The 23,127-nt window shown below is 69.3% G+C and carries 21 protein-coding genes; 6 read left to right on the plus strand and 15 right to left on the minus strand.

Annotation, left to right across the window (positions count from 1 at the left end):
• Positions 1–71: 71 nt before the first annotated feature.
• On the plus strand, positions 72–1,496 hold the full coding sequence (locus TMO_RS02960; protein ID WP_014744100.1) for a methyl-accepting chemotaxis protein: 1,425 nt from the start codon (positions 72–74) through the stop codon (positions 1,494–1,496).
• On the opposite strand, the gene TMO_RS02965 is transcribed toward TMO_RS02960, so the two are convergent.
• From TMO_RS02965 to TMO_RS02970, 3 genes are all read right to left on the minus strand, one after another.
• On the minus strand, positions 1,497–2,516 hold the full coding sequence (locus tag TMO_RS02965; RefSeq protein WP_081598745.1) for a PfkB family carbohydrate kinase: 1,020 nt from the start codon (positions 2,514–2,516) through the stop codon (positions 1,497–1,499).
• Between the two features lie 33 nt (positions 2,517–2,549).
• Positions 2,550–2,705, minus strand: a complete 156-nt coding sequence (locus TMO_RS31510) for a hypothetical protein (RefSeq protein WP_014744102.1) — start codon at positions 2,703–2,705, stop codon at positions 2,550–2,552.
• Positions 2,706–2,889: 184 nt separating this feature from the next.
• Positions 2,890–4,464, minus strand: a complete 1,575-nt coding sequence (locus TMO_RS02970; protein ID WP_014744103.1) for a D-alanyl-D-alanine carboxypeptidase — start codon at positions 4,462–4,464, stop codon at positions 2,890–2,892.
• Positions 4,465–4,856: 392 nt separating this feature from the next.
• Here TMO_RS02970 and TMO_RS02975 point away from each other — a divergent pair, with 392 nt between their 5' ends.
• The 5 genes from TMO_RS02975 to TMO_RS02995 all read left to right on the plus strand — a co-directional run bounded on the left by TMO_RS02975 (position 4,857) and on the right by TMO_RS02995 (position 10,592).
• Positions 4,857–5,600: a hypothetical protein gene (locus TMO_RS02975; RefSeq protein ID WP_041604805.1), complete on the plus strand. Its 744-nt coding sequence runs from the start codon at positions 4,857–4,859 to the stop codon at positions 5,598–5,600.
• A gap of 234 nt (positions 5,601–5,834) precedes the next feature.
• Complete coding sequence (locus TMO_RS02980) at positions 5,835–6,674, plus strand: phasin family protein (RefSeq protein WP_014744105.1); 840 nt, start codon at positions 5,835–5,837, stop codon at positions 6,672–6,674.
• A gap of 278 nt (positions 6,675–6,952) precedes the next feature.
• On the plus strand, positions 6,953–7,297 hold the full coding sequence (gene clpS, locus TMO_RS02985; RefSeq protein WP_014744106.1) for an ATP-dependent Clp protease adapter ClpS: 345 nt from the start codon (positions 6,953–6,955) through the stop codon (positions 7,295–7,297).
• Entirely contained in the window at positions 7,297–9,702 is a 2,406-nt protein-coding gene (gene clpA / locus TMO_RS02990) for an ATP-dependent Clp protease ATP-binding subunit ClpA (RefSeq protein ID WP_014744107.1), read from the plus strand. Before clpS ends, clpA begins: the two co-directional genes overlap by 1 nt.
• A 248-nt stretch (positions 9,703–9,950) precedes the next feature.
• A complete protein-coding gene (locus TMO_RS02995; protein ID WP_145978053.1) occupies positions 9,951–10,592 on the plus strand; it encodes a hypothetical protein in 642 nt (213 codons plus the stop codon).
• On the opposite strand, the gene TMO_RS03000 is transcribed toward TMO_RS02995, so the two are convergent.
• The 12 genes from TMO_RS03000 to TMO_RS03055 form a co-directional block, all read right to left on the minus strand.
• On the minus strand, positions 10,525–11,193 hold the full coding sequence (locus TMO_RS03000) for a DUF6445 family protein (protein WP_014744108.1): 669 nt from the start codon (positions 11,191–11,193) through the stop codon (positions 10,525–10,527). The genes TMO_RS02995 and TMO_RS03000 overlap by 68 nt on opposite strands.
• A 73-nt stretch (positions 11,194–11,266) precedes the next feature.
• A complete protein-coding gene (locus tag TMO_RS03005) occupies positions 11,267–11,536 on the minus strand; it encodes a hypothetical protein (protein WP_014744109.1) in 270 nt (89 codons plus the stop codon).
• Between the two features lie 16 nt (positions 11,537–11,552).
• Positions 11,553–11,831, minus strand: a complete 279-nt coding sequence (locus TMO_RS03010) for a hypothetical protein (protein WP_014744110.1) — start codon at positions 11,829–11,831, stop codon at positions 11,553–11,555.
• A gap of 97 nt (positions 11,832–11,928) precedes the next feature.
• A complete protein-coding gene (locus TMO_RS03015; RefSeq protein WP_014744111.1) occupies positions 11,929–13,101 on the minus strand; it encodes a GNAT family N-acetyltransferase in 1,173 nt (390 codons plus the stop codon).
• 39 nt (positions 13,102–13,140) lie between these two features.
• A complete protein-coding gene (locus TMO_RS03020; RefSeq protein WP_014744112.1) occupies positions 13,141–13,539 on the minus strand; it encodes a hypothetical protein in 399 nt (132 codons plus the stop codon).
• Entirely contained in the window at positions 13,536–13,871 is a 336-nt protein-coding gene (locus tag TMO_RS03025; RefSeq protein ID WP_014744113.1) for a hypothetical protein, read from the minus strand. Before TMO_RS03025 ends, TMO_RS03020 begins: the two co-directional genes overlap by 4 nt.
• A 42-nt stretch (positions 13,872–13,913) precedes the next feature.
• Complete coding sequence (locus TMO_RS28985) at positions 13,914–17,783, minus strand: non-ribosomal peptide synthetase (RefSeq protein ID WP_014744114.1); 3,870 nt, start codon at positions 17,781–17,783, stop codon at positions 13,914–13,916.
• A gap of 133 nt (positions 17,784–17,916) precedes the next feature.
• Positions 17,917–18,465, minus strand: a complete 549-nt coding sequence (locus tag TMO_RS03035; protein ID WP_014744115.1) for an RBBP9/YdeN family alpha/beta hydrolase — start codon at positions 18,463–18,465, stop codon at positions 17,917–17,919.
• Between the two features lie 20 nt (positions 18,466–18,485).
• Positions 18,486–20,210 carry an NAD(P)/FAD-dependent oxidoreductase gene (locus tag TMO_RS03040; RefSeq protein ID WP_014744116.1) on the minus strand — a complete coding sequence of 575 codons (1,725 nt, stop codon included), beginning with the start codon at positions 20,208–20,210 and terminating at the stop codon, positions 18,486–18,488.
• Entirely contained in the window at positions 20,207–20,887 is a 681-nt protein-coding gene (locus TMO_RS28990) for an acetyltransferase (protein WP_014744117.1), read from the minus strand. Before TMO_RS28990 ends, TMO_RS03040 begins: the two co-directional genes overlap by 4 nt.
• The gene (locus tag TMO_RS03050; RefSeq protein WP_014744118.1) at positions 20,884–22,260 is read right to left on the minus strand and encodes an ANL family adenylate-forming protein; all 1,377 of its coding nucleotides are present in this window, start codon (positions 22,258–22,260) and stop codon (positions 20,884–20,886) included. Before TMO_RS03050 ends, TMO_RS28990 begins: the two co-directional genes overlap by 4 nt.
• Positions 22,257–23,096 (minus strand): SDR family NAD(P)-dependent oxidoreductase, encoded by an 840-nt coding sequence (locus TMO_RS03055; protein WP_014744119.1) that lies wholly within the window; start codon positions 23,094–23,096, stop codon positions 22,257–22,259. The genes TMO_RS03050 and TMO_RS03055 overlap by 4 nt, the downstream gene beginning before the upstream one ends.
• Positions 23,097–23,127 lie beyond the last annotated feature (31 nt).

The following is a 23,127-nucleotide window of genomic DNA, read 5'->3' on the forward strand; positions in this document are numbered from 1 at the left end:
CATCATGGCGGAAAGAATGCGTGCAAAGCGCATCAAGCCGTATGGGGGCGCCGAATCCTGGGGAGGCATAGATGACCGCAATGACCATGAAGGATCACTCTGCCCATGGTGACGGCCTGTCGATGAGCGATACGATCGCCCGGCTGGCCGACCGGGCCGGAGGGCTGGGGGTGCGGATTGCCGACATCGTCGGCAAGGTGGACGAGGTTGCCCGCGCCCTGCGTGGCCAGTCTGACGGTCTGGGCGGGCTGACCGGCCTGGTCGACCGCATGGCCGAAGACAACCGGGCGATCGATCAGGCGGCCCGGACCGCCGACGAGCGGGCGGCGGAGGCAGCCCGGCAGGCCGCAAGCTCTCGTGCCGAAGCGGCACAGACGCTGGACGAGATCCGCGAGCTGACCGGCAGCGTGGCCGACATCGCCCGCCGGCTGGATGTGCTTGCCCAGGCGCTGGACCGGGTCGGCAAGGTCTCGAGCCAGATCGATGGCATCGCCAAACAGACCAACCTGCTTGCGCTCAATGCCACGATCGAGGCGGCGCGGGCGGGAGAGGCCGGCCGGGGCTTCGCCGTCGTGGCCGGAGAGGTCAAAAGCCTTGCCCGGTCCACCCAGGAAGCCACCGCCCAGATCTCCCAGACCCTGGGCGAGCTGGGCCTGGAGGTGCGGGCCCTGGTCGATGCCAGCGGCCGGACACTCGGCAAGGCGGAGCATGTGCGCGAGGGCACCGGGCGGATCGGCGGCGTCATCGACGGGCTGGCCGATGCGGTGGGCATGATCGGCGGCGAGGTCGGGCGGATTGCCGGTCAGGCCGCCTCCAACACCACCGTCTGCAACCAGGTCAGCGCCGAAATGCGGGAGCTGAACACCGGTGTCGCCCAGTCGCGTACCCGCCTCGACGAGGCCGATGCGCGCCTGGTGGAGCTGCTCGATCTGTCCGAGAACCTGATCGAGCTGACGGCCGGGGCCGGGGCGGAGACGGTCGACACGCCGTTCATCGCGGCCGCAACCCGGGCTGCGGCGCAGGCGACCGAGGCGTTCGAAGCGGCACTGGCGGCCGGTCGGATCGATATGGCCGGCCTGTTCGACGAAAGCTATCGGCCGGTCCAGGGATCGGATCCGGTGCAGTACACAACCCGCTTCACCGAGCTGTGCGACCGGGTCCTGCCGGCGATTCAGGAGCCGGTTCTGGCGATCAATCCCGGGATCGTGTTCTGTGCCGCGGTGGACCGCAACGGCTATCTGCCCACCCACAACGCGAAGTTCTCGAAACCCCAGGGGCGCGACGCGGTCTGGAATGCGGCCAATGCCCGCAATCGCCGCAAGTTCGACGACCGCACGGGATTGCGTGCGGCGCGTAGCACCAAACGCTTTCTGCTGCAGACCTATCGTCGCGACATGGGCGGCGGGCAGTTCGCGTTGATGAAGGATCTGGCGGTGCCGATCACGATCCGCGGCCGCCATTGGGGGGCGATCCGCCTGGCCTATCGCGCGGAATGATCAGCTGACCGGGGCAAGGGGGATGCGGTGTGCGGCCGGCAGGGCCGCCGCTGCCCTGCGGATCGCCGCGGCATCGGGGGTGGCGGCGCGCGCCCCCAGGGCGGCACAGGCGAGCCCGCCGGCTGCCACCCCCTCGGCCAGGGCCCGGGCTGCCTCCGCGCCACGGGCGAGGGCGGCGGCATAGGCGCCGACGAAGGCGTCGCCCGCTCCGGTGCTGTCGACCACGGCGACAGGGGCCGATGGCTGGCGCACCAGAGTGGCTGCGTCTGCGATCAGCGCACCGGCGGCCCCCAGGGTCATGACCACCAGCTGATCCGGCCGCAGCCCGGCGGCGCTGCGGCCGGACCGGATGGCGGCGGCCAGGGCCGCATCGGGCGCATCGGGATCGAGTGTCGCACCGGCGAAGGCCGCCCATTCGGTTTCGTTGACCACCAGATGGTTTACCGGCGCCATCGGCAGGTCATCCGCCCCACGGGCCGGGGCGGCATTGTGGACGACCACGGCCCCCGATGCCGCCGCCCGGGCGTGCAGACGGCCGATACCGGCGGCGGGGGTTTCGTTCTGGGTGACCAGTACGGCATTTGCGAGCAGCGCATCGGCCACCGCCGCATCGTCCAGATCGTCATTGGCGCCCGGGGAGACGATGATCTGGTTGTCGGTGCGATCATCCCCCGCCCGGCGCGGCCCGACGGCGACGATTGCGAGGCCCGTGGGGCGATGCGTGCGGATCACGCCGGACATGTCGCAACCGGCGGCGGCCAGGCCGCCCAGGGCAATATCGGCCGCTGCATCGTCGCCGACCGCGGCAATCAGAGAGACGCGGGCACCGGCACGGGCGGCGGCGAAGGCCTGGTTGCCGCCCTTGCCGCCCGGCAGATGCAGCGGGTCGCGGGCGGCGACAGTCTCTCCCGCCGTCGGCAGATGCCGGCAGGCGAGCACCAGATCCTGATTGACCGAGCCGAAGACCAGCACGCGCCCATCCGGTTCGGGGGCTCTCTGCGTCGCGGAGGGGGTGTTCATAGTCGGGGGGCCCCGCAGGTCAGTGATCGGATGTCAGCGTCGGGGCCGGTACCACATGGTGAAGGCGAAGAGCACGGTCATGATCGCCACCACCACCACGACCGACAGCCAGTCGACCGCGCCCACCGAAAGCCCGAGCAACAGGATGCCGAGCAGCACCGGGGCCATGACGATCAGATAGGTTTTCATGCGGGTGTGCATCCTGTCGGCCGGCGCCCCGGGGAACCGGTTGGCGTGAAGGGAGGGTCAAGGGTGGCGTCGGCCGCAGCGCCGGTCAAGGGGCGGGAGCCGCCCCTCGACCCGCCGGGCATGCCCACAAAAAAAGGCGCCCGGCCGGAGGCCGGGCGCCTTTTGATATCGCGATGCAGACGGATCAGCCGGCGGCGGACAGCGCCGTGATCGGCGGCACCAGGATGCAGGCGATGCCGCGCTTGTCGAGCAGGGCGCAGGCCTGGCGGGCCGGGCGCTCGCCCTCGAAACCCATCATGCGGGCGCGGTAGATATAGCGGCCGCCGATTGCGTGCGGCTCCACCGCGGTCTGCGCGCCGCCCCGCAGATCGGCCGGCAGCAGATCCTGGGCGCGGGTCACCAGCCCCTGGGCGGCATCGACCCGGCCGAAGGCGCCGAACTGGATGCCCCAGCGACCCTGGGTGTCGAAGACCCGCGGCTTCGGGGCGATGGCGGCATACTGGGTGTCGCCCTGGGCGACCGGCTGCGGCGCGGGGGCCGCGGCCACGGCCGCAACCGGCGTCGCGGCAACCGGGGCTGCTGCAACCGGGGCTGCTGCCGGAACCTCGAGCGCTGCGGTCTGGACTGTCGCCTGGGGAGCGGCATCGCTGCCGAACTCGGCATCGTCCTCATCGACGGCGGCGATTGCGGCCTCGCCGGTCATCTCGCGTTCGGCCGCCCTCACCTGGGCGTCGCTGATCGAGGCGACCTTGACCGAGGCCCCGCCGATATCGTCGAGGTCACGCTCCAGCTTGGCGATCTGCAGTTCGCCGCGGGCGCGGGCCTGGGCGATGGCGCGCTGACGCTCGGCCGGGCTTTCCGCTGCCAGGCGGACGAAGGCCTTGTCCAGCAGCCCGGCCACCGCCTGATCGCGGGAGGCTGCGCTGGAGCCGCCGAAGATCACGCCGATCAGCCGGTGATCGTCGCGCACCGCCGAGACCACGATGTTGAAGCCCGAAGCGCGGGTATAGCCGGTCTTGATCCCGTCGGTGCCGGTGTAAGAGCTGAGCATCCGGTTGTGGTTGCGCAGGGCCTGGCCCTTGTAGCTGTACGACTTGGTCGAGAACATGGCGTATTCCCGCGGGAAGTCGTTCATCAGATGCACGGCCAGCGTCGCCATGTCGCGGGCGGTGGAGAACTGATGCCGGTTGGGCAGGCCGTTGGCGTTCTGGAAGGTGGTCTTGTCCATGCCCAGCTTGCGGGCCTTGGCGGTCATCATGCGCGCGAAAGCGATTTCACTGCCGCCCAGCGCCTCGGCCAGCACCACGGCCGCGTCATTGGCCGATTTGGTGATCAGGCCGTAGATCGCATCCTCGACCCTGATGGTCTGGCCGGCGCGCAGGCCCAGCTTGGTGGGCGCCATGCCGGCGGCGCGGGCCGAAACCGGCAGCGCCTGATCCATGGTCAGCCGCTTTGCCTTCAGCGCTTCGAAGGTCATGTACAGCGTCATCATCTTGGTGAGCGACGCCGGGTAGTTGCGCACGTCGGCATTCTTCGCATAGAGCACGCGGCCGGTTTCGGCCTCCACGATCAATGCGGCATAGCCGGCGGCGGCCGTGCGGGCGAAGCCGGTGCCGGCGATCAGCGCCACCAGCAGCACCATCATCAGCCGGACCAGGCCGATGGCGGGCAGAGCGGCGGGCCGACGGGCAAAGGCGCCAGGCCGGGCGCATCCGTCGGGCAGGGCAATCCGCAGCCGGCTGTTGCGACCGAATGTCATAGCGTCCGTCCCCGTCGTTTTCGCCCGGACCGTGCGTCCCGGTCGGGCTGGAACCATTGATCTCCGCGTCCCGGATCCCGACCTTATCGCCCGAGGGCAGACCGCCCGGCCTCCCGTGGGCCGGCCGGTCTGCACGAAGGCACGACCGCAGGTTTCACGCGTCTGGTGGAACATCCGCGCGCAACCCGTCCGCATCCGCCGCATCCGGACCCGTTCCGTCGGCGGAAGGGTGCAACCCGGCATGATGTGGTGGATGAACGGCTGTTAATCCGTGGACTCGCATCCTAGCCATGCCCGGGTGGTTGCGGCAACCTGAAAATTCTTGTTGTGTATGGGCTTAATTCTGTTTCCTCGCCCAGGGTGTGACCGAAGGAGCGCGTATGTCAGGAAAGATGCCCCCGAAGCCCGCCGCCCGCCGCGACATGCGGCCCCGGCGGTTCGCCTGGTTCGCGGCGGCGGTGGTGGCGCTCGTCACCTCAGGTTGTGCGGCCACCGGGCCCGCGGGCGATCCGATCACCCGCAGCTTCACCTGGTTCGACTATGTCGGCGGCGGCGAGTTGGCGCGCAGCTGCATGATCGGGGCGCCCGACCGCTATCGGCTGGTCTATAATGCCGTCTTCCCCGAGCAGGTCCGCACCTATGATCTGGTCGTCCTCCGCGACAGCCGGGCCCGCATCTCGGGGTCTGAACTCACCACCAATGTCTGGCAGCGCGCGGATCTGACGCGGATCCAGGTGCCGCAGCTGGGGGCACCCTGGGCGCCGGTGGAGGCGCGGGTGCGTCTGGATGCCGCACAGACCGCCGCGATCCTGGACCGGTTTGCGTCAGGCGGTGCCTTCGCGCCGGCCCCGGCGGGGGAACGGCTGCATTCGCTGGGTTTCTACTGGACGGTGGCGCGTTGCGTGGACGGCCGGTTCGGTTTCTGGGCGGCCGAATATCCGGACCCGGCGTTCCAGGCTTTTCACCCCCAGATCCTGTTCTCCGTGGACGGCAACCCGGTGCCGCCCAGGGAACCGCGGCCGACGGTGACCAACCCGCCGACGCGGTCGCGGGACGGTGGCATGGTCGACGGGCATTCGCCCTTCACCCTGACCGTGGTGGAAAACGGCCTCGCCGGGGTCGATTACGGTCGCTGACGGCTGCACCGCGAGAGCCGGACCGGCTTGACCTGAGTGGTATGAAGGCGTTAAGTTATGTTGCAGCGCAGCATGGCCAGGGCGACTGCATGCCCCGGCCTCGCTGTCCGGTTTCATTGTTCCGCAGCCCCACCGCCCCGGCCGTTTGCCCGGGGCCGATCGGACACAGGGACCCGCGCTTCGCCGCCCAGGATCGGCAGCCCGCTCCACGCGGAACCGAACGGAGAGAGACGCATGACCACCCGCAAGACTCCCGGCACCGGCACCCGTGGCCGGACCACCCGCGGCACCGCGTCCGACGCGACCGGTACCGCCACGCCCAAGGTCGCCGCAACCAAGGCAGCCCCCGTTGAGGCCGCCGCCGAAGCGACTAAGGCCGCGACCGATACCGCCGCTGAAACGGTGAAGACGGCAACCGATACCGCTGTCGAGACGGTGACGGCAACCACCGAGGCAGCGGCAGAGGCCGCAGCCGACGTAACCGAGACCGTGGTGGAGGCGCCGGTTCCGGCGCCCGCATCTCCGGCCGTCCCCGCGATGAAGAGCGGGGCCGAGCTGATGGAAGAGATGGCGGCGATGGCGGCCGCCACCACCGCAGCCGACATCGCCGCCGAGGCGGTGCGCACCGCCAGCGCCATCGCCGAACGCTCGGCCAAGGCGGCCATGGAGGTGTTCGACGGCGTGAAGAAGTCGGTCGCGCCCGAGGGCATGGCCGACGGTACCGTGATGCTCGACGAGGCAAACCGGCTTCGTGAACGTGCGGTCGAGGATCTGATGGAGGCCTCGAACGAGACCGCCAAGGCGCTGAGCGACGCCACGGACGGCATCATCGCCTTCACCCAGGCCCGGATCGATTTCGGCGTCAACACGGCGCGCGAGGCCTTTGCCGCGCAGTCCTTCGAAGAGATGGCGGCGGTGCAGGAGCGCTATGCCCGCGGGCTGGTCGATCTTTATGTCGAGCACGCGGCCAAGATGTCCGAGGTCGGCATTCGTCTGGCGGGCGCGGCACTCGCCCCTCTGAACCGGCAGTGGCAGAACGCTTTTACTCCGCCGTCCGCCCGGCCGCGGGTCTGACCGCGTCACAGCCTTCGAAGCCCGGATGCCGGGGCTCCAGGGGCCCGGTGTGCCATCGTCCAGACCCGCAGCCGGCACGCCGGTTGCGGGTCTTCGTCGTTGCAGGGAAGCGACACCGGCGGGCGTGGTGAAAATTTCTCGGGCAGGGCTTGCGCCGATAGGGCGACGCATCACTGTTTTCAAGGTCTTTTCCTCTCCGGGGCGAATCCAATATCCTCATTCCGAGGAAGGGTGCCAGGAACCTGATCGATTGCGACGGAATGGCCGAACACGACGGAATGGGCATGAGCGGCGAACGCAGATCCGATGACGACCGTCCCGGCTTCGGGACGGTGACGGAGGTCGCGACCCGACCGAAGGCGGCGACCCGAAAGCCGTCGATGTACAAGGTTTTGCTGCTGAACGACGATTACACGCCGATGGAGTTCGTGATCGACGTTCTGCAGCGCTTCTTCAGCAAGGGTGCGGAGGAAGCGACCCGCATCATGCTGCACGTTCACAACCACGGCGTCGGTGTCTGCGGCGTGTTTCCGTTCGAGGTGGCCGAAACCAAGGTCAACCAGGTGATGGATTACGCCCGCCGCAACCAGCATCCGCTCCAGTGCACGATGGAAAAGGACTGATGTCGATTCTTTCCAAGAACCTCGAGCAGAGCCTGCACCGCGCCTTCGCCATCGCGAATGCGCGGCGTCATGAATACGCGACGCTCGAACACCTGCTGCTCGCGATGCTGGACGATCAGGACGCCGTGGCCGTGCTCAAGGCCTGCGACGTCGATGTCGACCGCCTGCGTGTCGACCTGAACGATTTCCTGGACAACGAGCTGGCGAGCCTTGTCACCGACAGCGGTGTCGAGGCGAAGCCCACGATCAGCTTCCAGCGCGTCATCCAGCGCGCGGCCATCCATGTGCAGAGTTCGGGCCGGGCCGAAGTGACCGGTGCCAACGTGCTGGTCGCGCTGTTCTCGGAGCGCGAGAGCCATGCGGTTTATTTCCTGCAGACCCAGGACATGTCGCGGCTGGATGCGGTCAACTATATCAGCCACGGCATCGCCAAGGCGCCGGGCATGACCGAGAATCGCAGCGTCCGCGGCGCGCCGGTGACCGGCTCCGCCCAGGAGGAAGAAGCCCAGCGCGAGGCGCAGAAGGGTGCCCAGAAGGGCGCCGCCAAGGCGCTGACCAGCTATTGCGTGAACCTGAACGACAAAGCCAGGGCCGGCAAGATCGACGTGCTGGTCGGCCGTGACGGCGAGGTCGAGCGCGCGATCCAGGTGCTGTGCCGCCGGACCAAGAACAACCCGCTGCTGGTGGGCGACCCCGGCGTCGGCAAGACCGCGATCGCCGAAGGTCTCGCGCGCCGGATCGTGACCGGTGACGTCCCCGAGGTGCTGAAGGATGCCACCATCTACGCGCTCGACATGGGCGCGCTGCTGGCCGGCACCCGCTATCGCGGCGACTTCGAAGAGCGGCTGAAGGCGGTGGTGACCGAGCTTGAGGCCCAGGATCATGCGGTCCTGTTCATCGACGAGATCCACACCGTCATCGGTGCCGGCGCCACCTCGGGCGGGGCCATGGATGCGTCGAACCTGCTGAAGCCCGCCCTGCAGGCCGGCACCATCCGCTGCATGGGATCGACCACCTATAAGGAGTTCCGCAACTACATCGAGAAGGACCGCGCGCTGCTGCGCCGGTTCCAGAAGATCGACGTGTCGGAGCCGACCCCTGAGGATGCGGTCAAGATCCTGAAGGGCCTGAAGCCCTATTACGAGAAGTTCCACGACGTCCAGTATACCGAGGCGGCGCTGAAGGCTGCGGTCGACCTGTCGGTGCGCTATATCCACGAGCGCAAGCTGCCCGACAAGGCGATCGACCTGATCGACGAGGTGGGCGCCGCCCAGCGGTTGCTGCCGCCCTCGCGCCGGCGCAAGCAGATCAGCGTCAAGGAGATCGAGGGCATCGTCGCCCGGATCGCGCGGATCCCCGAGAAGAGCGTCTCGGCGCGCGACAAGGACAGCCTGCGCAATCTGGCCGACAATCTGAAGACCGTGGTCTATGGCCAGGATCAGGCGATCGGCGCGCTGGCGAATGCGATCAAGCTGGCCCGGGCCGGCCTGCGCGACCCCGAGAAGCCGATCGGCTCGTATCTCTTCACCGGCCCGACCGGCGTCGGCAAGACCGAGGTCGCCAAGCGTCTGGCCGAGATCCTGGGCATCAAGCTGATCCGCTTCGACATGTCGGAATACATGGAGCGGCATTCGGTGTCGCGGCTGATCGGCGCGCCCCCGGGCTATGTCGGCTTCGACCAGGGCGGCATGCTGACCGATGCCATCGACCAGAACCCGCATGCGGTGCTGCTGCTGGACGAGATCGAGAAGGCCCATCCCGACCTGTTCAACGTGCTGCTGCAGGTCATGGACTACGGCAAGCTCACCGACCACAACGGCAAGACGGTCGATTTCCGCAATGTCGTGCTGATCATGACCTCCAATGCCGGTGCGGCTGAAATCGCCAAGGCGCCGATCGGCTTCGGCCGTGTCGACCGGGCTGGCGAGGATCAGGATGTGGTGAAGCGGATGTTCACGCCTGAATTCCGCAACCGTCTGGATGCCACCATTCCCTTCGGCCGCCTGCCGATCGAGGTGGTGGAACTGGTGGTCGACAAGTTCGTCAACCAGCTGGAGGCGCAGCTCGCCGATCGCAAGATCACGATCTCGCTCACCGAAGAGGCGCGGCGCTGGCTGGCCAATGCCGGCTATGACGAGGCGATGGGCGCCCGGCCGCTGGCCCGGGTCATCCAGGAGAAGATCAAGCAGCCGCTTGCCGAGGAGGTGCTGTTCGGCCATCTGGTCGATGGCGGCCACGTGGTCATCGATATCGAAGAGGACAAGCCTGTCTTCCGGTTCGAAGCGAACGAGCCGAAGCCGCGGAGCGGCCGCAAGGGCGGCGGCGGTTCCGGGCCCGATGCCGGGCCGGAGGATGGACACAAGCTGGATCCCAGCCGGGACGAGATGCCGGAGCCCGTTGCCTGACATCTCCGGTGCCTCTCTGAAAGCTGCACGGCCGCATGCGACGCATGCGGCCGTGTTTGCGTTCAGGGCCATGGCCCGCCAGTTGTCGACGCCGGATCGCGGGGAAAGACTTGACCCGGCGGTCATTTGTCCAATAACCTATAGTAGAAAAATATCTACACGGATGAACGTGTGACAGCGGCGTGCCCGATCGCCGGCGGGGCATGCCGGGCCAGACCGCCGGGACCGTCGTCAGATCGGCACACCCCATGATTCCTGCGATCACCGCCGAAGATCCGCGTCTCGGCGACCCGCTGCCCCCCGGGCCCTATCGCCGCGCCGTCGTCCGGGCGGCCATTGCGGCCGGGCCGCCGGCGCCGGTGCTTGTGCCGGCCCATGACAGTCGCGCCGCCGCACTCGTCTGGGCGGCGGAGGAGGTGCGGCATCTGGCACATCAGATCCGCGCCTCGGCGCTGCCCTGTGCGCCGATTCCGCTCGATCTCAAGCTGGCCAGGCTGGCGGCGGAACTCGACCGGATTTCGGCGGTGCTGGATCCGGAGGGGGTCGATCAGATGCCCCCGGCCGGGGGGCCCACGCTCTGCAGCGAGGGGCTGCTCGTCGCCAGCATGGTCCGGCTCAGCCTGCCGATCACTGGCATCCTGCTGCGCCTCGAGGGTATCTCGGGGCCCGAGGTGGCGATGGCGTCAGAGACCCTGCGGGCAGGGCTTGGTCTGACACTTCTGGTCATCGGTCCCGCCATGGAAGGCGGGCTCGGCCCCTTCGTCGAAAACGTGCTGCGCGAAACCCTCACGGCCGCCAGAAGCCCGGCCTGGCGGCGGCCGGTCAGCGTCGCTGCGACGGCGGCATCACGGTCGGACGGGCTGCCGGGGCCGGCGTCGGGCCGGGCTTGAAGAACAGGATCTGGACCAGCCGGCCGTTTTCGGGGGCATCGCCGAAATCCACCCCGCTGGTGTGCCACAGCCAGGGGCGGAACAGGATCAGCCGGTTGAACTTCATCGGCAGAACCGTGATCTGCTCCCATTTCGACCGGTCGCGGCCGTCCTGCTTCAGCACGGTATCCAGCACGGCCTCGCGGGTCGGCAGGCCGAACTTCTCCTGCGCCTCCTGATCGCTCAACGGTGCCCTGTCGCTGCCGCTGGCCTTGTGGCGGAAGAATTCCGTCCCGCCCTGCGCATGCTCGTCGAGGCTGAGAAACACGATCCCGGCCCAGGCGCAGCCCGGGTCGATATGGACCACCCCGGCGCGGGTATCCGAGGCAAAGGACAGCCGGCACTTGCCATGCGCCATATCGCGATTGCCGATCACCGGCTCGCGCAGGATGTAGCTGAACATGCGGTCGCTGTCGGGCGGCAGCATGAACTGCTTCGAATTCCGGCCCGGATAATAGATCTCGGGTCCCGACAGATGCGGATAGTCGAGCTTGAGCGCCTGCGCCCGCACTTCGAGCGGGTTCTCGTAAAAGTCGTCGACGACGATCATCGACTGATGCATGGCATGCGCTCCGCTGAAGCTTCCGGTTCGCGCGCATTCCACCATGCCCGCGAACCGGCTTCAACCCGCTCGCTCAGCCGCCGAACGTCCAGCCGCCCGGCAGGATCATCGCGGCCGAGGCGGCGCCCCCGGCCACGCCTTCCAGGGCGGCGTCATCGAGTGCGGCATCATCCGTCCGGCGCCTCAGCCGGGGGATCAGGGCGCGCCAGTCGAATTTGAAGCCGCGGGCTTCGCCGGTTTCGCCCAGGATGCGGGCGGCCTCTTCCGGGGTCATGGCGGCGATCAGCGCTGCGGCGGTGGCCGGGTCGCTGGCAAGCGCCATCAGCTGCGAAGTCGAGATCATCGTCGGGCTCCGCCGCTCAGTTGCCGGAAATCATCCAGCCGCCACCCAGCGGCATATAGGCGCCGTTCACCGCGACACCGCCGGCCACGCCTTCCAGCGCCGCATCGTCGATCTCGGTATCTTCCGACCGGCGCTTGAGCCGGGGGATCAGCGAGCGCCAGTCGAATTTGAAGCCCTTGGCTTCACCGGCATCGCCCAGCACCTTGGCAGCCTCTTCGGCAGAGATGGCAGAGGCGAGTGCCCAGGCGACGGTCGGATCGGAGGTCAGCATCAGCAGGTGAGAGGTGGGCACCATGGCGGCGGCTCCATCGGCGGTGGCGGATCGTGAGGCAGAGCATGCGCCTGATCGCCGCTGCTGCCCAGCCTGTCCGTCGCCCGGCGTTGCCCGTCGTTTATTCTGCGGAGGTCTGATCCCGTCTGAAGGGCAGATGCTCGCCAAGCGCCTCGGCCTCGGCATCGACGGCGGCCCGTTCGCGGTCCAGGAAGTCCTTCACGGCATGGGCAAGCCGCGGATCGGCCAGCCAGTGGGCCGAGCGGGTGGTGACGGGTTCGTAGCCGCGCAGCAGCTTGTGACCGCCCTGCGCGCCGGCTTCGACCCGCGCCAGGCCGCGGTCGATGGCGACCTCCATGGCCTGGTAGTAGCAGGTTTCGAAATGCAGGAAGGGCAGGTCGACCACCGCCCCCCAATTGCGGCCGTAGAGCGTGTCCTTGCCGACCAGGTTGAGCGCGCCGGCCACCGGGCGGTCGCCGTCATATGCCATGATCAGCACCACCCGGTCGGCCATGGTCTCGCCCAGCCGGTCGAAAAAGCTGCGGGTGAGATAGGCCTCGCCCCATTTGCGATCGACCGTGGCGCGGTAGAAGCGGTGGAAGGCATCCCAGGCCGCGGGGGTGATGTCCGCGCCCGACAGCGCCCGGAAGACCAGGCCGCTGTCGCGGACCTTCTCGCGCTCCTTGCGGATCATCTTGCGCTTGCGGGCGGACAGCGCCGCCAGGAAGTCGTCGAAACTGCCATAGCCGCGATTGTGCCAGTGGAACTGGACGTCATGCCGCGCCATGAAGCCCGCCATGGCGAGCGGGGCCACGTCTTCGGGGGCGAGGAAGGTCACATGCACGCCCGAGACGTCGAGGCTGCCCGCCACCGCCGCCAGCCCCTCGGCCAGGGTGCGGCGGATGGCGGGGGCATCGGGGCCGTTGCCGGCCAGCAGGCGCGGGCCAGGTACCGGCGTGAAGGGCACGGCGGCCTGGAGCTTGGGATAATAGGCGCCGCCGGCCTGTTCATAGGCGCGCGCCCAGGCCTGATCGAAGACGTATTCGCCCCAGGAATGAGCCTTGAGGTAGAGCGGCACCGCGCCGATCAGCCGCCCGTCGGCGGTGCTGAGCAGCAGATGACGCGGCAGCCAGCCGGTGCGCTCCGACACCGATCCCGAGGTTTCCAGGGCGTGCAGGAAGGCGTGCGACGGGAACGGGTTGTCCGGGCCGGCAAGGGCGTTCCACGCCTCGGGGGCGATCTCTGCCATGCTTTCTGCGGTGGTCAGGGTCAGGCGCTGGTCCTGGTCGGTCATCGGCTCCGGTTCCGGCGGATCGGGTGGGCGGCGGCCCTCCTATACTTGGCGCCCGGCCGGCGATGGACAAGTCTCTCGCGCGACCGCGGCCCGCCGTGCCCGGACATAGACGGTGCAGAACACCAGTCCGATGCCATAGGAGGGCGCGATGGTGGCCAGCACATGGGGCGTGCCTGCCAGGGCATGTGCCGTGGCAAAGACCACGGCCAGCAGGGTGATCGGCACCACCGCCGCCACGATTGCGCCGGCCCGCAGCCGTCGCGCCAGGATCGCATCCATGGCGAGCGTGAGCACGGCGGTCGCGCCGAAGCTCAGCAGGAACTGAACCGCGGCGGCCCTGAGCCCCGCAGGCATCCCCGCGCCGTGATTGGCGAAGAACGCCCAGCCGCCATAGAGCAGGCCGGAGGCGGTGCCCAGGACGAGCGCCCGCCGGTTCAAGAGGCGGCCGCCTGCAAAGGCGTGTCGGCGCCGTCGGCCTCGGCGATCTCTTCCATCACGAAGCCGGTCAGGGCCTCGACGCTGGCAAAGGGGCTGACCTTGCGCGACACGGCCTTTTCCGAGGTCAGCGACACGGTGACGCCCAAGTCATCCTCGAGCTTTTCCTCGACCGTGGTCAGGAAGTTGACCAGCCCCATGCTGTCGAACACGCCGCCGCTGCCGTAGAGGATGAGCGCGGGCCCCGGGGCAAGATCGAAGGGTTCCTCGCGTTCCTCGTTCACCTCGGCGAGGGTGGCCAGGATCATGTCGCGGATTGCTGCTTCATCGGCCATCTTCGGGCCTCCTCTGTCTTGGGCGGGGTCTGTGGCGAAGGGTCAGGCGGGGACCGGTTCGGGGGCTGGCGCCAGCGCCCGGACCAGATCCGGCATCATCCGGTCCGACAGCAGATCGAAATGGCCGGCATCCAGCCCGATCAGCCGGAAGCGGCCGGTGGTATGGGCGGCCCAGCGTTCGGGACGGCGTTCTGCCGGGTCGCGCCGGGCGGTGATCATGGTGATGTCGCCGTGGATGACGCCGCGAGCCCGCCAGCCGGTGGTGGCCCGGGCATTGCGCAGCACCCGCGCCTTCAGCCGTGCCACCGCCGGCCGGCCGAGACCGGCGGCAAGGCGGCCCATGGCATCCGTACTGTCGGCCGCGGCCCGGGCGAATTCGCGGTCGAACTTGGCCGCGACCGCATCGGGATGCATCGGCACCGGCTCGGCCGAGGTGTCGAGCAGCACCAGATCGACCCGGCCGCCGGTCTCGGCCTCGATCAGCCGGGCGGCATCGAAGGCCGCCATGCCGCCCAGCGAATAGCCGATCAGCCGCCAGGGTCCGCGGGGTGCGATCTCCAGCACCGTGCGGGCAAGATGGCGGGCGAATTCCGGCAGGCCCGCGGCCGGATGCGCCGGGAAGCGCAGCCCCCAGGCGGTCTGGCCGAGCCGCGCTGCAAGATCGAGGAAGATGGCCGGCTCTCCGGCGACCGGCGGGATCAGGAAGACCGGCGCGGTTCGCCCCGTCCCTGGCAGCCCCGACGCTGGCTGCCCCGACGCTGGCCGGAACAGCGGCAGCGGCCCGTCATCCTCGTGATCGCCGGCGGCGATGCGGGCCTGATCCAGCGCCGCCGCCAGCAGCCGCGGCGTCGGGTTGAGGAACAGCTGCTTCAGGTCCGTCTCGAGACCGGTCGCCGCGCGGATCTCGGCGGTGAGCCGGAGCGCGGTCAGCGAATGCCCGCCGGCCAGGAAGAAGTCGGTGGCGGCGTCCACGGCTACCCCGTCCAGTACCCGGGCGAAGGCGCCGGCGATGGCGGCTTCAAGGGCTGTCGCCGGGGCGGTGCGGACCGGCCCTTCGGCGAGGGCGGGCACCGGCAGGGCTGCGGCGTCCAGCTTGCCGTTGGGCCGGCGTGGCAGCTGGTCCAGGCGGGTGAGCACGGCGGGCACCATCCAGCCGGGCAGGCGCCCGGCGGCCCAGCTCCGCAGCTCGGCCGGGGAGACGCCCTCGCCGACATACCAGCCGGCCAGCCTTGGGCCGCGGGGGCCGGTGATGGCCCGGACGGCCGCCTCCTGCACGGCGGGATGGCCGGCCAGGCGTGCCGCGACCTCGCCCGGCTCCACCCGCGCACCATCGATCTTCACCTGATCATCCAGCCGGCCCAGATAGAGGAAGACCCCGTCCGGCGTCAGCAGTGCCTCGTCACCGGTGCGGTAGAGTCGGGCCCCCGGGTTTGCCGGATCCTCGGGAAAGCGTTCGGCCGACAGCTCCGGCCGGCCCAGATAGCCGCGGGCGAGCTGAACGCCGCCGATCACCAGCTCTCCGGGGCGGCCGACCGCGACTGGTTGCAGTGTGTCGGGATCAACAACTAGAAGCTGCGTGTTCCAGACCGGCCGGCCGATCGGCACCACCGTCTCTTCGGGATCGGCATCATGGCGGGCGACGTCGATCGCGGCCTCTGTCGGCCCGTAGAGATTGACGATCCGGACACCCGGCCAGCGGGCCGCGACCCGGCGCACCGTTTCGGCCCTTAAGGCCTCGCCGCTGGTCACGATCAGCCGCAGCCGTGACAGGCGCTCGTCATCGCCGGCGGGCAGGCCGGCCAGCATGGCATCCAGGGCGCCGGGCACGAAATGCAGGCAGGCGACGCCCCGCGCCTCGATCAACCGGGCCAGCGCCTGCGGGTGATGGGCGGTCACCGCCGGGCAGAGCACCATGGGCGCGCCCATGGCGGGGGGCATCAGCATCTCCCAGACCGAGACGTCGAAGCTGGCGGTCGTGCGGTGCAGGATCGGCTCGTGGTGCCGGTGGCCCAGGGCATGCCATTGCCAGACCAGCCGGTTGAGCAGGGCGGCATGGTCGACCATCACCCCCTTCGGCCGCCCGGTGGTGCCGGAGGTATAGAGCAGATAGGCCAGATGGTCGGGGGCCGGATCCGATAGTGTCACTTCGGGCGCGTCGAGCGCACCCGCGTCATCCATCACCAGCAGCGGCCGGCTCGTCGCGATGGCAGCGAAATCCCGGCAGGTGATCACGGTGATCGCCTCGCCATCCGCGGCAATCTCCGTCAGCCGCGCCGCCGGCAGGGCGGGGTCGAGCGGCAGGAAAGCCGCCCCGGATTTGAGCACGCCCAGAACCGCCGCAATCATCGCGGGCCGCCGGTCGATCATCACGCCCACGATCCGCCCGGGGCCGGCCCCGCGGGCGATCAGGGCCCGGGCGACCCTGTCGGACCAGAGATCGAGGGCCGCAAAGCTCGTGACTTCTCCCGCCGCGGTCACCAGGGCGGGATCGGCGGATCTGAGACGCGCGGTGTCGCGGATCAGCTCCACGACGCTCGCGGCGCCGCCGGCCCGCCCCGGCAGTGGCCGGGCCGTGTCGTTCACCCGCGCGATCAGGGCCCGTTCGGCCGCGGGCATGGGCGGGATCAGGTGTGCCAGCGGCGTGTCCGGGGTCGCCCGCTCCAGCGCCTCCAACATCGGCCCCAGCCGGTCCACCACCGGTGCGGCACCCAGCGGGTCCCAATGGGCAGCATCCAACGCCAGATCGAAATCGACCGGCCCCTCTCCGCCCAGATCGCGGACATGCAGGGCGAGGGCGTATTTGTCGCCCTCGTGACTGACCGGGTGGAGCAGGGTGCGGCAGCCGGCGAAGCCCTGTGTGGCCTGCCGGGTCTCGAAGGAGAACAGCACATCGCCGAGCATGGCATCGCCGGCGCCGGGCCTGCGGCCGAGTGCCTTGCCGATCGCGCCCATGGGCAGGCGCTGATGACGGAAGCCACGGCGCATTGCCGCCTGAACCGCGGCTGCGGCCTCCCCAAGGGAGGTGGCAGGGTCGATCTGCAGGCCAAGCGGCATCAGCCGCACGAAGGGGGCGATGGCCGCACGTTCGGCCGCGGTCATCCGGTTGCGGACCGGGGTGGCGACGATCATCGCCGCCCGGCCGGTCAATTCGTGGACCAGGGTCGCGAACAGGGTGAGCAGCAGGGCCGGCAGGGGAACGCCGGCCGCAGCGGCGACCGCCTCGATCCGGGCAAAGGCCGCCCGGTCGCGGGTGATCCGGGCCTTGAGCGACGGCCCGAAGGGGGGGCGGCGCAGAAAGGCCCGGGCGGGCAGATCGCCCAGCTCGCGGGCCCAGAAGGCGCTGTCTTCGGCCGCCTTCGGGCTCTGGATCCAGGCATGTTCGGCGGCCGGATCGGGCAGCGGTGCCGGGTCGGGCAGCGGCGTCCCGCCGGCCAGGATCGTGTCATAGGCCCGGCGGAAACGATCGAAGAGCGCGAGCCCGGCCCAGCCGTCGACGATCAGATGATGGCAGCGGAACAGAATGGTCCGCCGGTCCGGTGCCGCCTTCAGGATCCACATGTCGTGCATGACCCGGCCGTCCTCGGGACGGATCGGCTCGGCCCAGAGGGCGGCTGCCCGGGCGGCGACGCTCATCCCGGGTTCGGCGTCGGCGCTGAAATCTTCCAGCCGGAACGGGATGGGACCTGCGTCGTCGGGCGGGGCCACCGCCAGCATCGGCTGATGATCCCGCAGTACCAGGCGGGCCCGCATGGCCGCCACGTCGCGCATGACCGCCCGATAGGCCGCCGCCGCCGCCCGATCGTCGAAGGCGCCGTCCACCTGCATCTCGCCCCCGACCAGATAGAGCCGGTCGGGGTTGAGCGTGCGATCGAAGAATATGTCGCGCTGGGCAAGGTTGAGGTGATGCAGCATGGGGCTGCCTCCCGGACGGGGCATCTGCGCCCGTTGAGGGAATATGCGGGGGGACGGAATATGCGGGGGGTGCCGTGGGCGGCGGGCGGGGGCGCCGCGGGCGGCGGGAGGAGAGGGTGAGGTGCGGGGCCGCTCAGAGGTCCTCCATCAATTCTCTCAAGAGATCCTGGCCCAGCGGCCAGTGGCCGAAGCCCGAATCGGCGTTGATGTGGCCGGCGCCGGGAATGAGGGTGAGATCGGCGCCCCAGGCGGCTGCGAAGCCGGCGGCCCGCTCGGGCGCGACATAGGGGTCGTCGTCGCTCGCCACCACCAGGGTGCGGAAGGGCAGGACCAGGGTCGGCATCGGGGCAAAGACCCGCGCCTCTTCCGGCGTGTGATCCGGGCTGTCGACATCGGCCGGAGAGACGAGCAGGGCGCCCGTCACCCGGCCAGCGCGGGCGGAGGTTTCCGCCCAGCGCACCACCAGCGCACAGGACAGGCTGTGCGCCACCAGCACCACCGGTCCGGGGGCCAGCGCGACCGCCTCGTCCAGGGCCGCAAGCCATTCCGACGCGACCGGGCGGTCCCAGTCGCGCTGTTCCACCCGCCGCCAGGCGGGGTTTTCGTCCAGCCACAGGCTTTGCCAATGGTCGGGGCCGGATCCGCCCAGCCCCGGCACGATCAGAACGGTTGGGGTCACCATGGGGTCTCCTGCCTCGACGCTCAGACCTCGTATTCCGCGCCGACACCGTCGAAGCGCAGCCGGTGCTGGATCTCGACCGGCTGGTCGTCGCGGTCATAGCCTTTCAGCATCCCGGCCTCGATCAGGCGGATCACGATCTGCGACGACAGGTCGGGGCCGTCATCGGCCTGTTTCAGCCGTTTCACCAGCTCGCGATAGCCGACGGTTTCGTGCGACAGCCCGGCCAGCACGTCGCGATGGGCTTCGGTCATCGAATACTTCATCATCCGCCGGCCGCGCCCGTCGGCGACCAACTGGCGCTCGACCAGGCTGAAATCCATCGGGTCGACCTTGAAGGTCGGCACCAGTGAGACCTCGCCGCCGGTCCATTCGAACCGCTTGATCGAATTGAGATTGCGGGTCAGCGCCCCGATCCACTGCACCCGCTTGGCGGCGAGTTCCTCTTCGGTGAAGTCGTCGGTGAGTTCGGTGCGCAGATGCTGGCCAAGGCTGATCATGTTGCCGGAGCGGTTGACGAATTTGCGCAGCAGCTCGTCCTCGTCCGTCTCTTCGGCCTGGCCGGTCAGGCGGGCGAACCAGGTTTTGTCCGAGAAGCGCTTGTCTTCCAGCCCCTGCACCCGGCGCTTGGACCAGAAGCTCGACGCCGGCATGACCTCCGACGCGTAGCTGTAGAACGAGGCCAGGAACTCGTGATACTGCGAATAGCTCTCGCGATAGGCGGCGTCATACCAGGCATGGACATCATCGGCCCGGTCGGGATGGTCGATCAGGAAGTCGATCGCAGCCCCGGCATAGACACCGGACTGGGTGGCGAGATGCACGCCCTGCGAGAACAGCGGGTCGGTGAAGCAGGCGCTGTCGCCGGCCAGGAAGGCCCGGCCCATCGACATGCGCTCGGCATTGTACGACCACTCGCGGATGATCCGGGCCTCGGCGCGGGGATCGTCCAGATCGACGATGGAGGCAACCTCCGGCGCGGCCCGCAGGCAGTCTTCCAGGAATGCCTGGCGGCCGCGGGCGTTGATCTCGGCGGCATTGTCGACATCGACCACCGCGCCCACGGAGTAGGTGCCGTCCTTCAGCGGGATCATCCACACCCAGCCCTTCTCGAAAGTGATCGAGAAGGTGGTGCCGTCCAGATCGCCGGTGAATTTGCGGATCGAGGGGTAGTAGTTCCAGACCGCGAGCGAGCGGTAGAACTCGTCATACCGCCTGAGCCCCAGCTCGCGGGCAATCAGCCCGTTCTGGCCGGTGGCATCGACGACATAGGATCCGGGCAGCACCACCTCGGCATCGTCGGCCACCCGCCTTGCGCGGACCAGCACGCCGTCGCCATGGTCGTAATCGACCGAGGCGACGGCATGGCCCATGCGGATATCGACCCCGGCATCGCGGGCGGCATCCAGCAGCAGGCCGTCGAATTCCTGGCGGTAGACCTGGATCGCGTGGTCGTAGATCCAGGGCTCGGGCCGCGGGGTGGCGAAGGAGAAGGTCCAGGGCGCCTGGCCCAGCCCCCAGACGAAGGTGGCCGAGGGCTTGCGCACGAAGCCGCGCTCCATGATCCGGTCCATCAGCCCCAGCCGGTCGAGCAGCGACAGCGTGCCGGGCAGCAGGCTTTCGCCGATCTTGTAGGCGGGTTCGGTCGCACGTTCGAGCAGGACGACGTCGCGACCGCGGCGACGCAGGGTGAGGGCGGCAACGCAGCCGGCCGGGCCGGCACCGATGATCAGCACGGGATCGCTCATGGGGTCGTGACCTCGTTGGACGGGGTGGGCGTGGCAGCTTGGGGGGCGAACAGGAAGGCGGTCTTGGGCTGGTCCTTGCGGAAGACGAAGGCACCGGACGAGACATTGGCCGCGACCGACACGCCGGCCTGTATGCGGTTGCCGTCGCCCAGCGTCAGCCGCGGCTGAACCGAGGCGGCAACGCCGAAGAAGTTGTTGGCGCCGAGCGTGACATAGCCCGCAAGCTGCACCCCCGACGAGAACACGTTGTTGCGGCCCGAGACGCCGTCATGGCCGAAAGAGCAGCCGTAATTCATTACGGTGAAGGGGCCGGGCCGGGCGTTGACGCCGATATGGACCCGGGGCCCGAGCACCGTGCCCGGGCCGATCTCCGCACCCGGCATGACGGTTGCGGTCGGATGGATGATGGTGGCGACGGGCCAGCCGGCGTCGTCGAACCAGCGGGCGATCAGCTCGGTGCGCACCGCGATCTCGGCCATGCCGAGCGCGAAGACCTCGCCCGGGGCCGGCTGATAATCCTCGGGCCGCCCCAGCCAGGCGGGGGCCGGTGCGCCGTGCTCTTCCCAGGCCGTACGGGACAGGTCGAGGAAGCCGCGGAGCGTGAAGCCGGCATCGGCGGCATAGGCCGCGACTTCCCGGGCGAAACCGCCCGACCCGAAGATGACCAGATCCGTCATGACGCCTCCCGCGAGATGAGCTTCTTGAACCGGGCCGAATAGGGGATGTCGGTCACGATCTTCACCCGGACCGGCACCTTGAACGGGTCGAGCCGCTCGCGGGCATGGGCCTTGACCGCTTTCACCAGGGCGGCGGGATCGGCGGGCACCGCGTCGGGGGCCGGCACGATCTCGGCCATCACCGCCTGACCGGTGATGGCGTTGGGCTGGCCGAAGACCTTGCAGTCGGCGACCAGACCCGAGGCCATCAGCACGCCTTCGACCTCGGCCGGGAACACCTTCTCGCCGCCGACATTGATGATCTCCTTGGCGCGCCCTTTCACTTTCAGGAAGCCGTCGGGGGTTTCCTCGACCAGATCGCCGGTCCGGAACCAACCGTCATCGGTGAAGGCATCCATCGGGTGGTTGAGATAGCCGACGATCCGCCGCCGGCTGCGCAGCCACAACTCGCCATCGACGATGCGATGCTCGACCGCGTCGTCGTCGAAGCGCATCGCGAGACTGGTCGACGCCCGGCTGACGGTGGAGACGATGCCGGTTTCGGAGGTGCCGAAGGTCTGGAGCAGCCGGGCGCGGGGCAGGCGGCTGCGCAGCAGGCCGAGCAGCCCTTCGGGCATCGGCTCGGTACCGTAGGTGATCATCCGCAAGGTCGAGAAATCATGGGCTTCGACTGCGCCGCTCATCAGCATGAGATTGAGGAAGGTGGGCGAGGCGGGCAGCACCTGGACCCGGTGCCGGGCGATGGCGCCGGCAACCGCCAAGGGCGTGCGCTCCGCCGGCAGCACCAGGGTCGTGCCCTGGGCGAGGCTCGAGAAGATGGTGTTGATGCCGCCGATATGGTCGAACATCAGGAAAAGCAGCAGGCGCAGGGGCTTGGTGCGGGGGGCGCCGCCCAGATAGCTGGCGCTCAGCCGGTCCAGATCGTGCAGCATCGCCTTGGGCCGGCCGGTGGTGCCGCTGCTGAACAGGATCAGCCCGGCATGGCCCGCCTCGCGCAGTTGTGCCACCAGCGGCGCCTCGTCGCCTTCGGGGGGGATCGCTTCCGGCCGGTGGCCGGTTTCGGGGCGCAGCTGCCAGACCGCCCGGGCAAGCGCGGCCTTGTCGCTGCGTTCGGCCGGCACGGTCGAGGTGTCGAGCGCCACGACGGTGCCCAGCGCCTGAAGCGCCAGCAGCAGGGCCAGGGTATTTGCGCCGGCCTCGCCGTCGAGCTTGACCACATCGCCGGCGGAAACCCCGGCCGCCCGCAGCCGTTCCGTCGCGTCCCGGGCCTGATCGGCGAGGGCCGCGAATGACGTCTCGATGCCGGTTGAATCGTCGATCAGGGCGACCGCCGCGCCGATACCGGCGATCCGGTCGAGCAGGCTTTCGGTCATCGGGATACCCCTCCCAGATAGATGATCTGGCCGGTGACCATCGCGGCCGCCGGGTCGGCCAGGAAATCGATCACCCGCACCACCTCGTCGGTGGTGGCCAGCCGCGACACGGTCTGGGCCGAAAGCAGCCGGTCGATCGTCTCGGGCGGCACGGTTCGGGTCATGCGGGTGCGCACCGGCCCGGGGCCGACGGCATTGACGGCGATGCCCATGGGGGCGAGTTCCCGCGCCAGCGTCTGGGTCAGGCTTTCGACCGCCGCCTTGGCGGCGGCATAGGCGGCCGCACCGGCGAGCTTCAGGGGCACGGCGACGCTGGTGAGGTTGACGATACGACCGCCCGCCGGGGGCGTGTCTGCCGGGGCGTCCCGATCCCGGCGGTGGGCTTCGGGCCGCATCAGCCGCGCCGCTTCCCGAGCGCAGACGAAGCTGCCGATCACATTGGTGCGCAGCAGGGCCTCCAGCGTTTCGGCCGGGGTCAGCAGCGCATGGTTCATCGAGGCTTCGCCGGCGGCGTTGATCAGCACGTCGATCCGGCCATGGGCGCGCCTGATGGCCGACATCATCGCCTTGACCGCCGCCTCGTCGGCGACGTCCAGCCGGTGGTGGACATAGGCCGGATGCTCGATGGGCGAGGGGCTGCGGGCACAGCCATGCACCAGATCACCCCGTTCCAGGAAATGTGCAGCCGTCCGCCGGCCGATCCCCTTGCTGGCCCCGGTCACCACCACCACCCGGCCGGATACGTCCGGCCCGCGGGCGACAGACGCCGCCCGGCTGGCGCCTGGGGTCGTCTCTGTCGTGCCGTCCTCGGCCGGAAGCGGGGCGTCTTCATCCATGAGGTGCAACCTCGAAGAAGAAATTACCCTG

This window comes from Tistrella mobilis KA081020-065 (assembly GCF_000264455.2).
GTDB classification, from domain to species: Bacteria; Pseudomonadota; Alphaproteobacteria; order Tistrellales; family Tistrellaceae; genus Tistrella; species Tistrella mobilis.

What these genes read in the sequence shown, in the direction of transcription:
- TMO_RS02965 (WP_081598745.1), bottom strand. Translation starts at nt 2,516, where the DNA reads ATGAACACCCCCTCCGCGACGCAGAGAGCCCCCGAACCGGATGGGCGC.
- TMO_RS31510 (WP_014744102.1), bottom strand. Translation starts at nt 2,705, where the DNA reads ATGAAAACCTATCTGATCGTCATGGCCCCGGTGCTGCTCGGCATCCTG.
- TMO_RS03050 (WP_014744118.1), bottom strand. Translation starts at nt 22,260, where the DNA reads ATGACCGAAAGCCTGCTCGACCGGATCGCCGGTATCGGCGCGGCGGTC.
- TMO_RS03055 (WP_014744119.1), bottom strand. Translation starts at nt 23,096, where the DNA reads ATGGATGAAGACGCCCCGCTTCCGGCCGAGGACGGCACGACAGAGACG.
- TMO_RS03015 (WP_014744111.1), bottom strand. Translation starts at nt 13,101, where the DNA reads ATGACCGACCAGGACCAGCGCCTGACCCTGACCACCGCAGAAAGCATG.
- clpS (WP_014744106.1), top strand. Translation starts at nt 6,953, where the DNA reads ATGGGCATGAGCGGCGAACGCAGATCCGATGACGACCGTCCCGGCTTC.
- TMO_RS02980 (WP_014744105.1), top strand. Translation starts at nt 5,835, where the DNA reads ATGACCACCCGCAAGACTCCCGGCACCGGCACCCGTGGCCGGACCACC.
- TMO_RS02995 (WP_145978053.1), top strand. Translation starts at nt 9,951, where the DNA reads ATGATTCCTGCGATCACCGCCGAAGATCCGCGTCTCGGCGACCCGCTG.
- TMO_RS03025 (WP_014744113.1), bottom strand. Translation starts at nt 13,871, where the DNA reads ATGGCCGATGAAGCAGCAATCCGCGACATGATCCTGGCCACCCTCGCC.
- TMO_RS28985 (WP_014744114.1), bottom strand. Translation starts at nt 17,783, where the DNA reads ATGCTGCATCACCTCAACCTTGCCCAGCGCGACATATTCTTCGATCGC.
- TMO_RS03010 (WP_014744110.1), bottom strand. Translation starts at nt 11,831, where the DNA reads ATGGTGCCCACCTCTCACCTGCTGATGCTGACCTCCGATCCGACCGTC.
- TMO_RS02970 (WP_014744103.1), bottom strand. Translation starts at nt 4,464, where the DNA reads ATGACATTCGGTCGCAACAGCCGGCTGCGGATTGCCCTGCCCGACGGA.
- TMO_RS03005 (WP_014744109.1), bottom strand. Translation starts at nt 11,536, where the DNA reads ATGATCTCGACTTCGCAGCTGATGGCGCTTGCCAGCGACCCGGCCACC.
- TMO_RS28990 (WP_014744117.1), bottom strand. Translation starts at nt 20,887, where the DNA reads ATGACGGATCTGGTCATCTTCGGGTCGGGCGGTTTCGCCCGGGAAGTC.
- TMO_RS03035 (WP_014744115.1), bottom strand. Translation starts at nt 18,465, where the DNA reads ATGGTGACCCCAACCGTTCTGATCGTGCCGGGGCTGGGCGGATCCGGC.
- clpA (WP_014744107.1), top strand. Translation starts at nt 7,297, where the DNA reads ATGTCGATTCTTTCCAAGAACCTCGAGCAGAGCCTGCACCGCGCCTTC.
- TMO_RS03000 (WP_014744108.1), bottom strand. Translation starts at nt 11,193, where the DNA reads ATGCATCAGTCGATGATCGTCGTCGACGACTTTTACGAGAACCCGCTC.
- TMO_RS02960 (WP_014744100.1), top strand. Translation starts at nt 72, where the DNA reads ATGACCGCAATGACCATGAAGGATCACTCTGCCCATGGTGACGGCCTG.
- TMO_RS03040 (WP_014744116.1), bottom strand. Translation starts at nt 20,210, where the DNA reads ATGAGCGATCCCGTGCTGATCATCGGTGCCGGCCCGGCCGGCTGCGTT.
- TMO_RS02975 (WP_041604805.1), top strand. Translation starts at nt 4,857, where the DNA reads ATGCCCCCGAAGCCCGCCGCCCGCCGCGACATGCGGCCCCGGCGGTTC.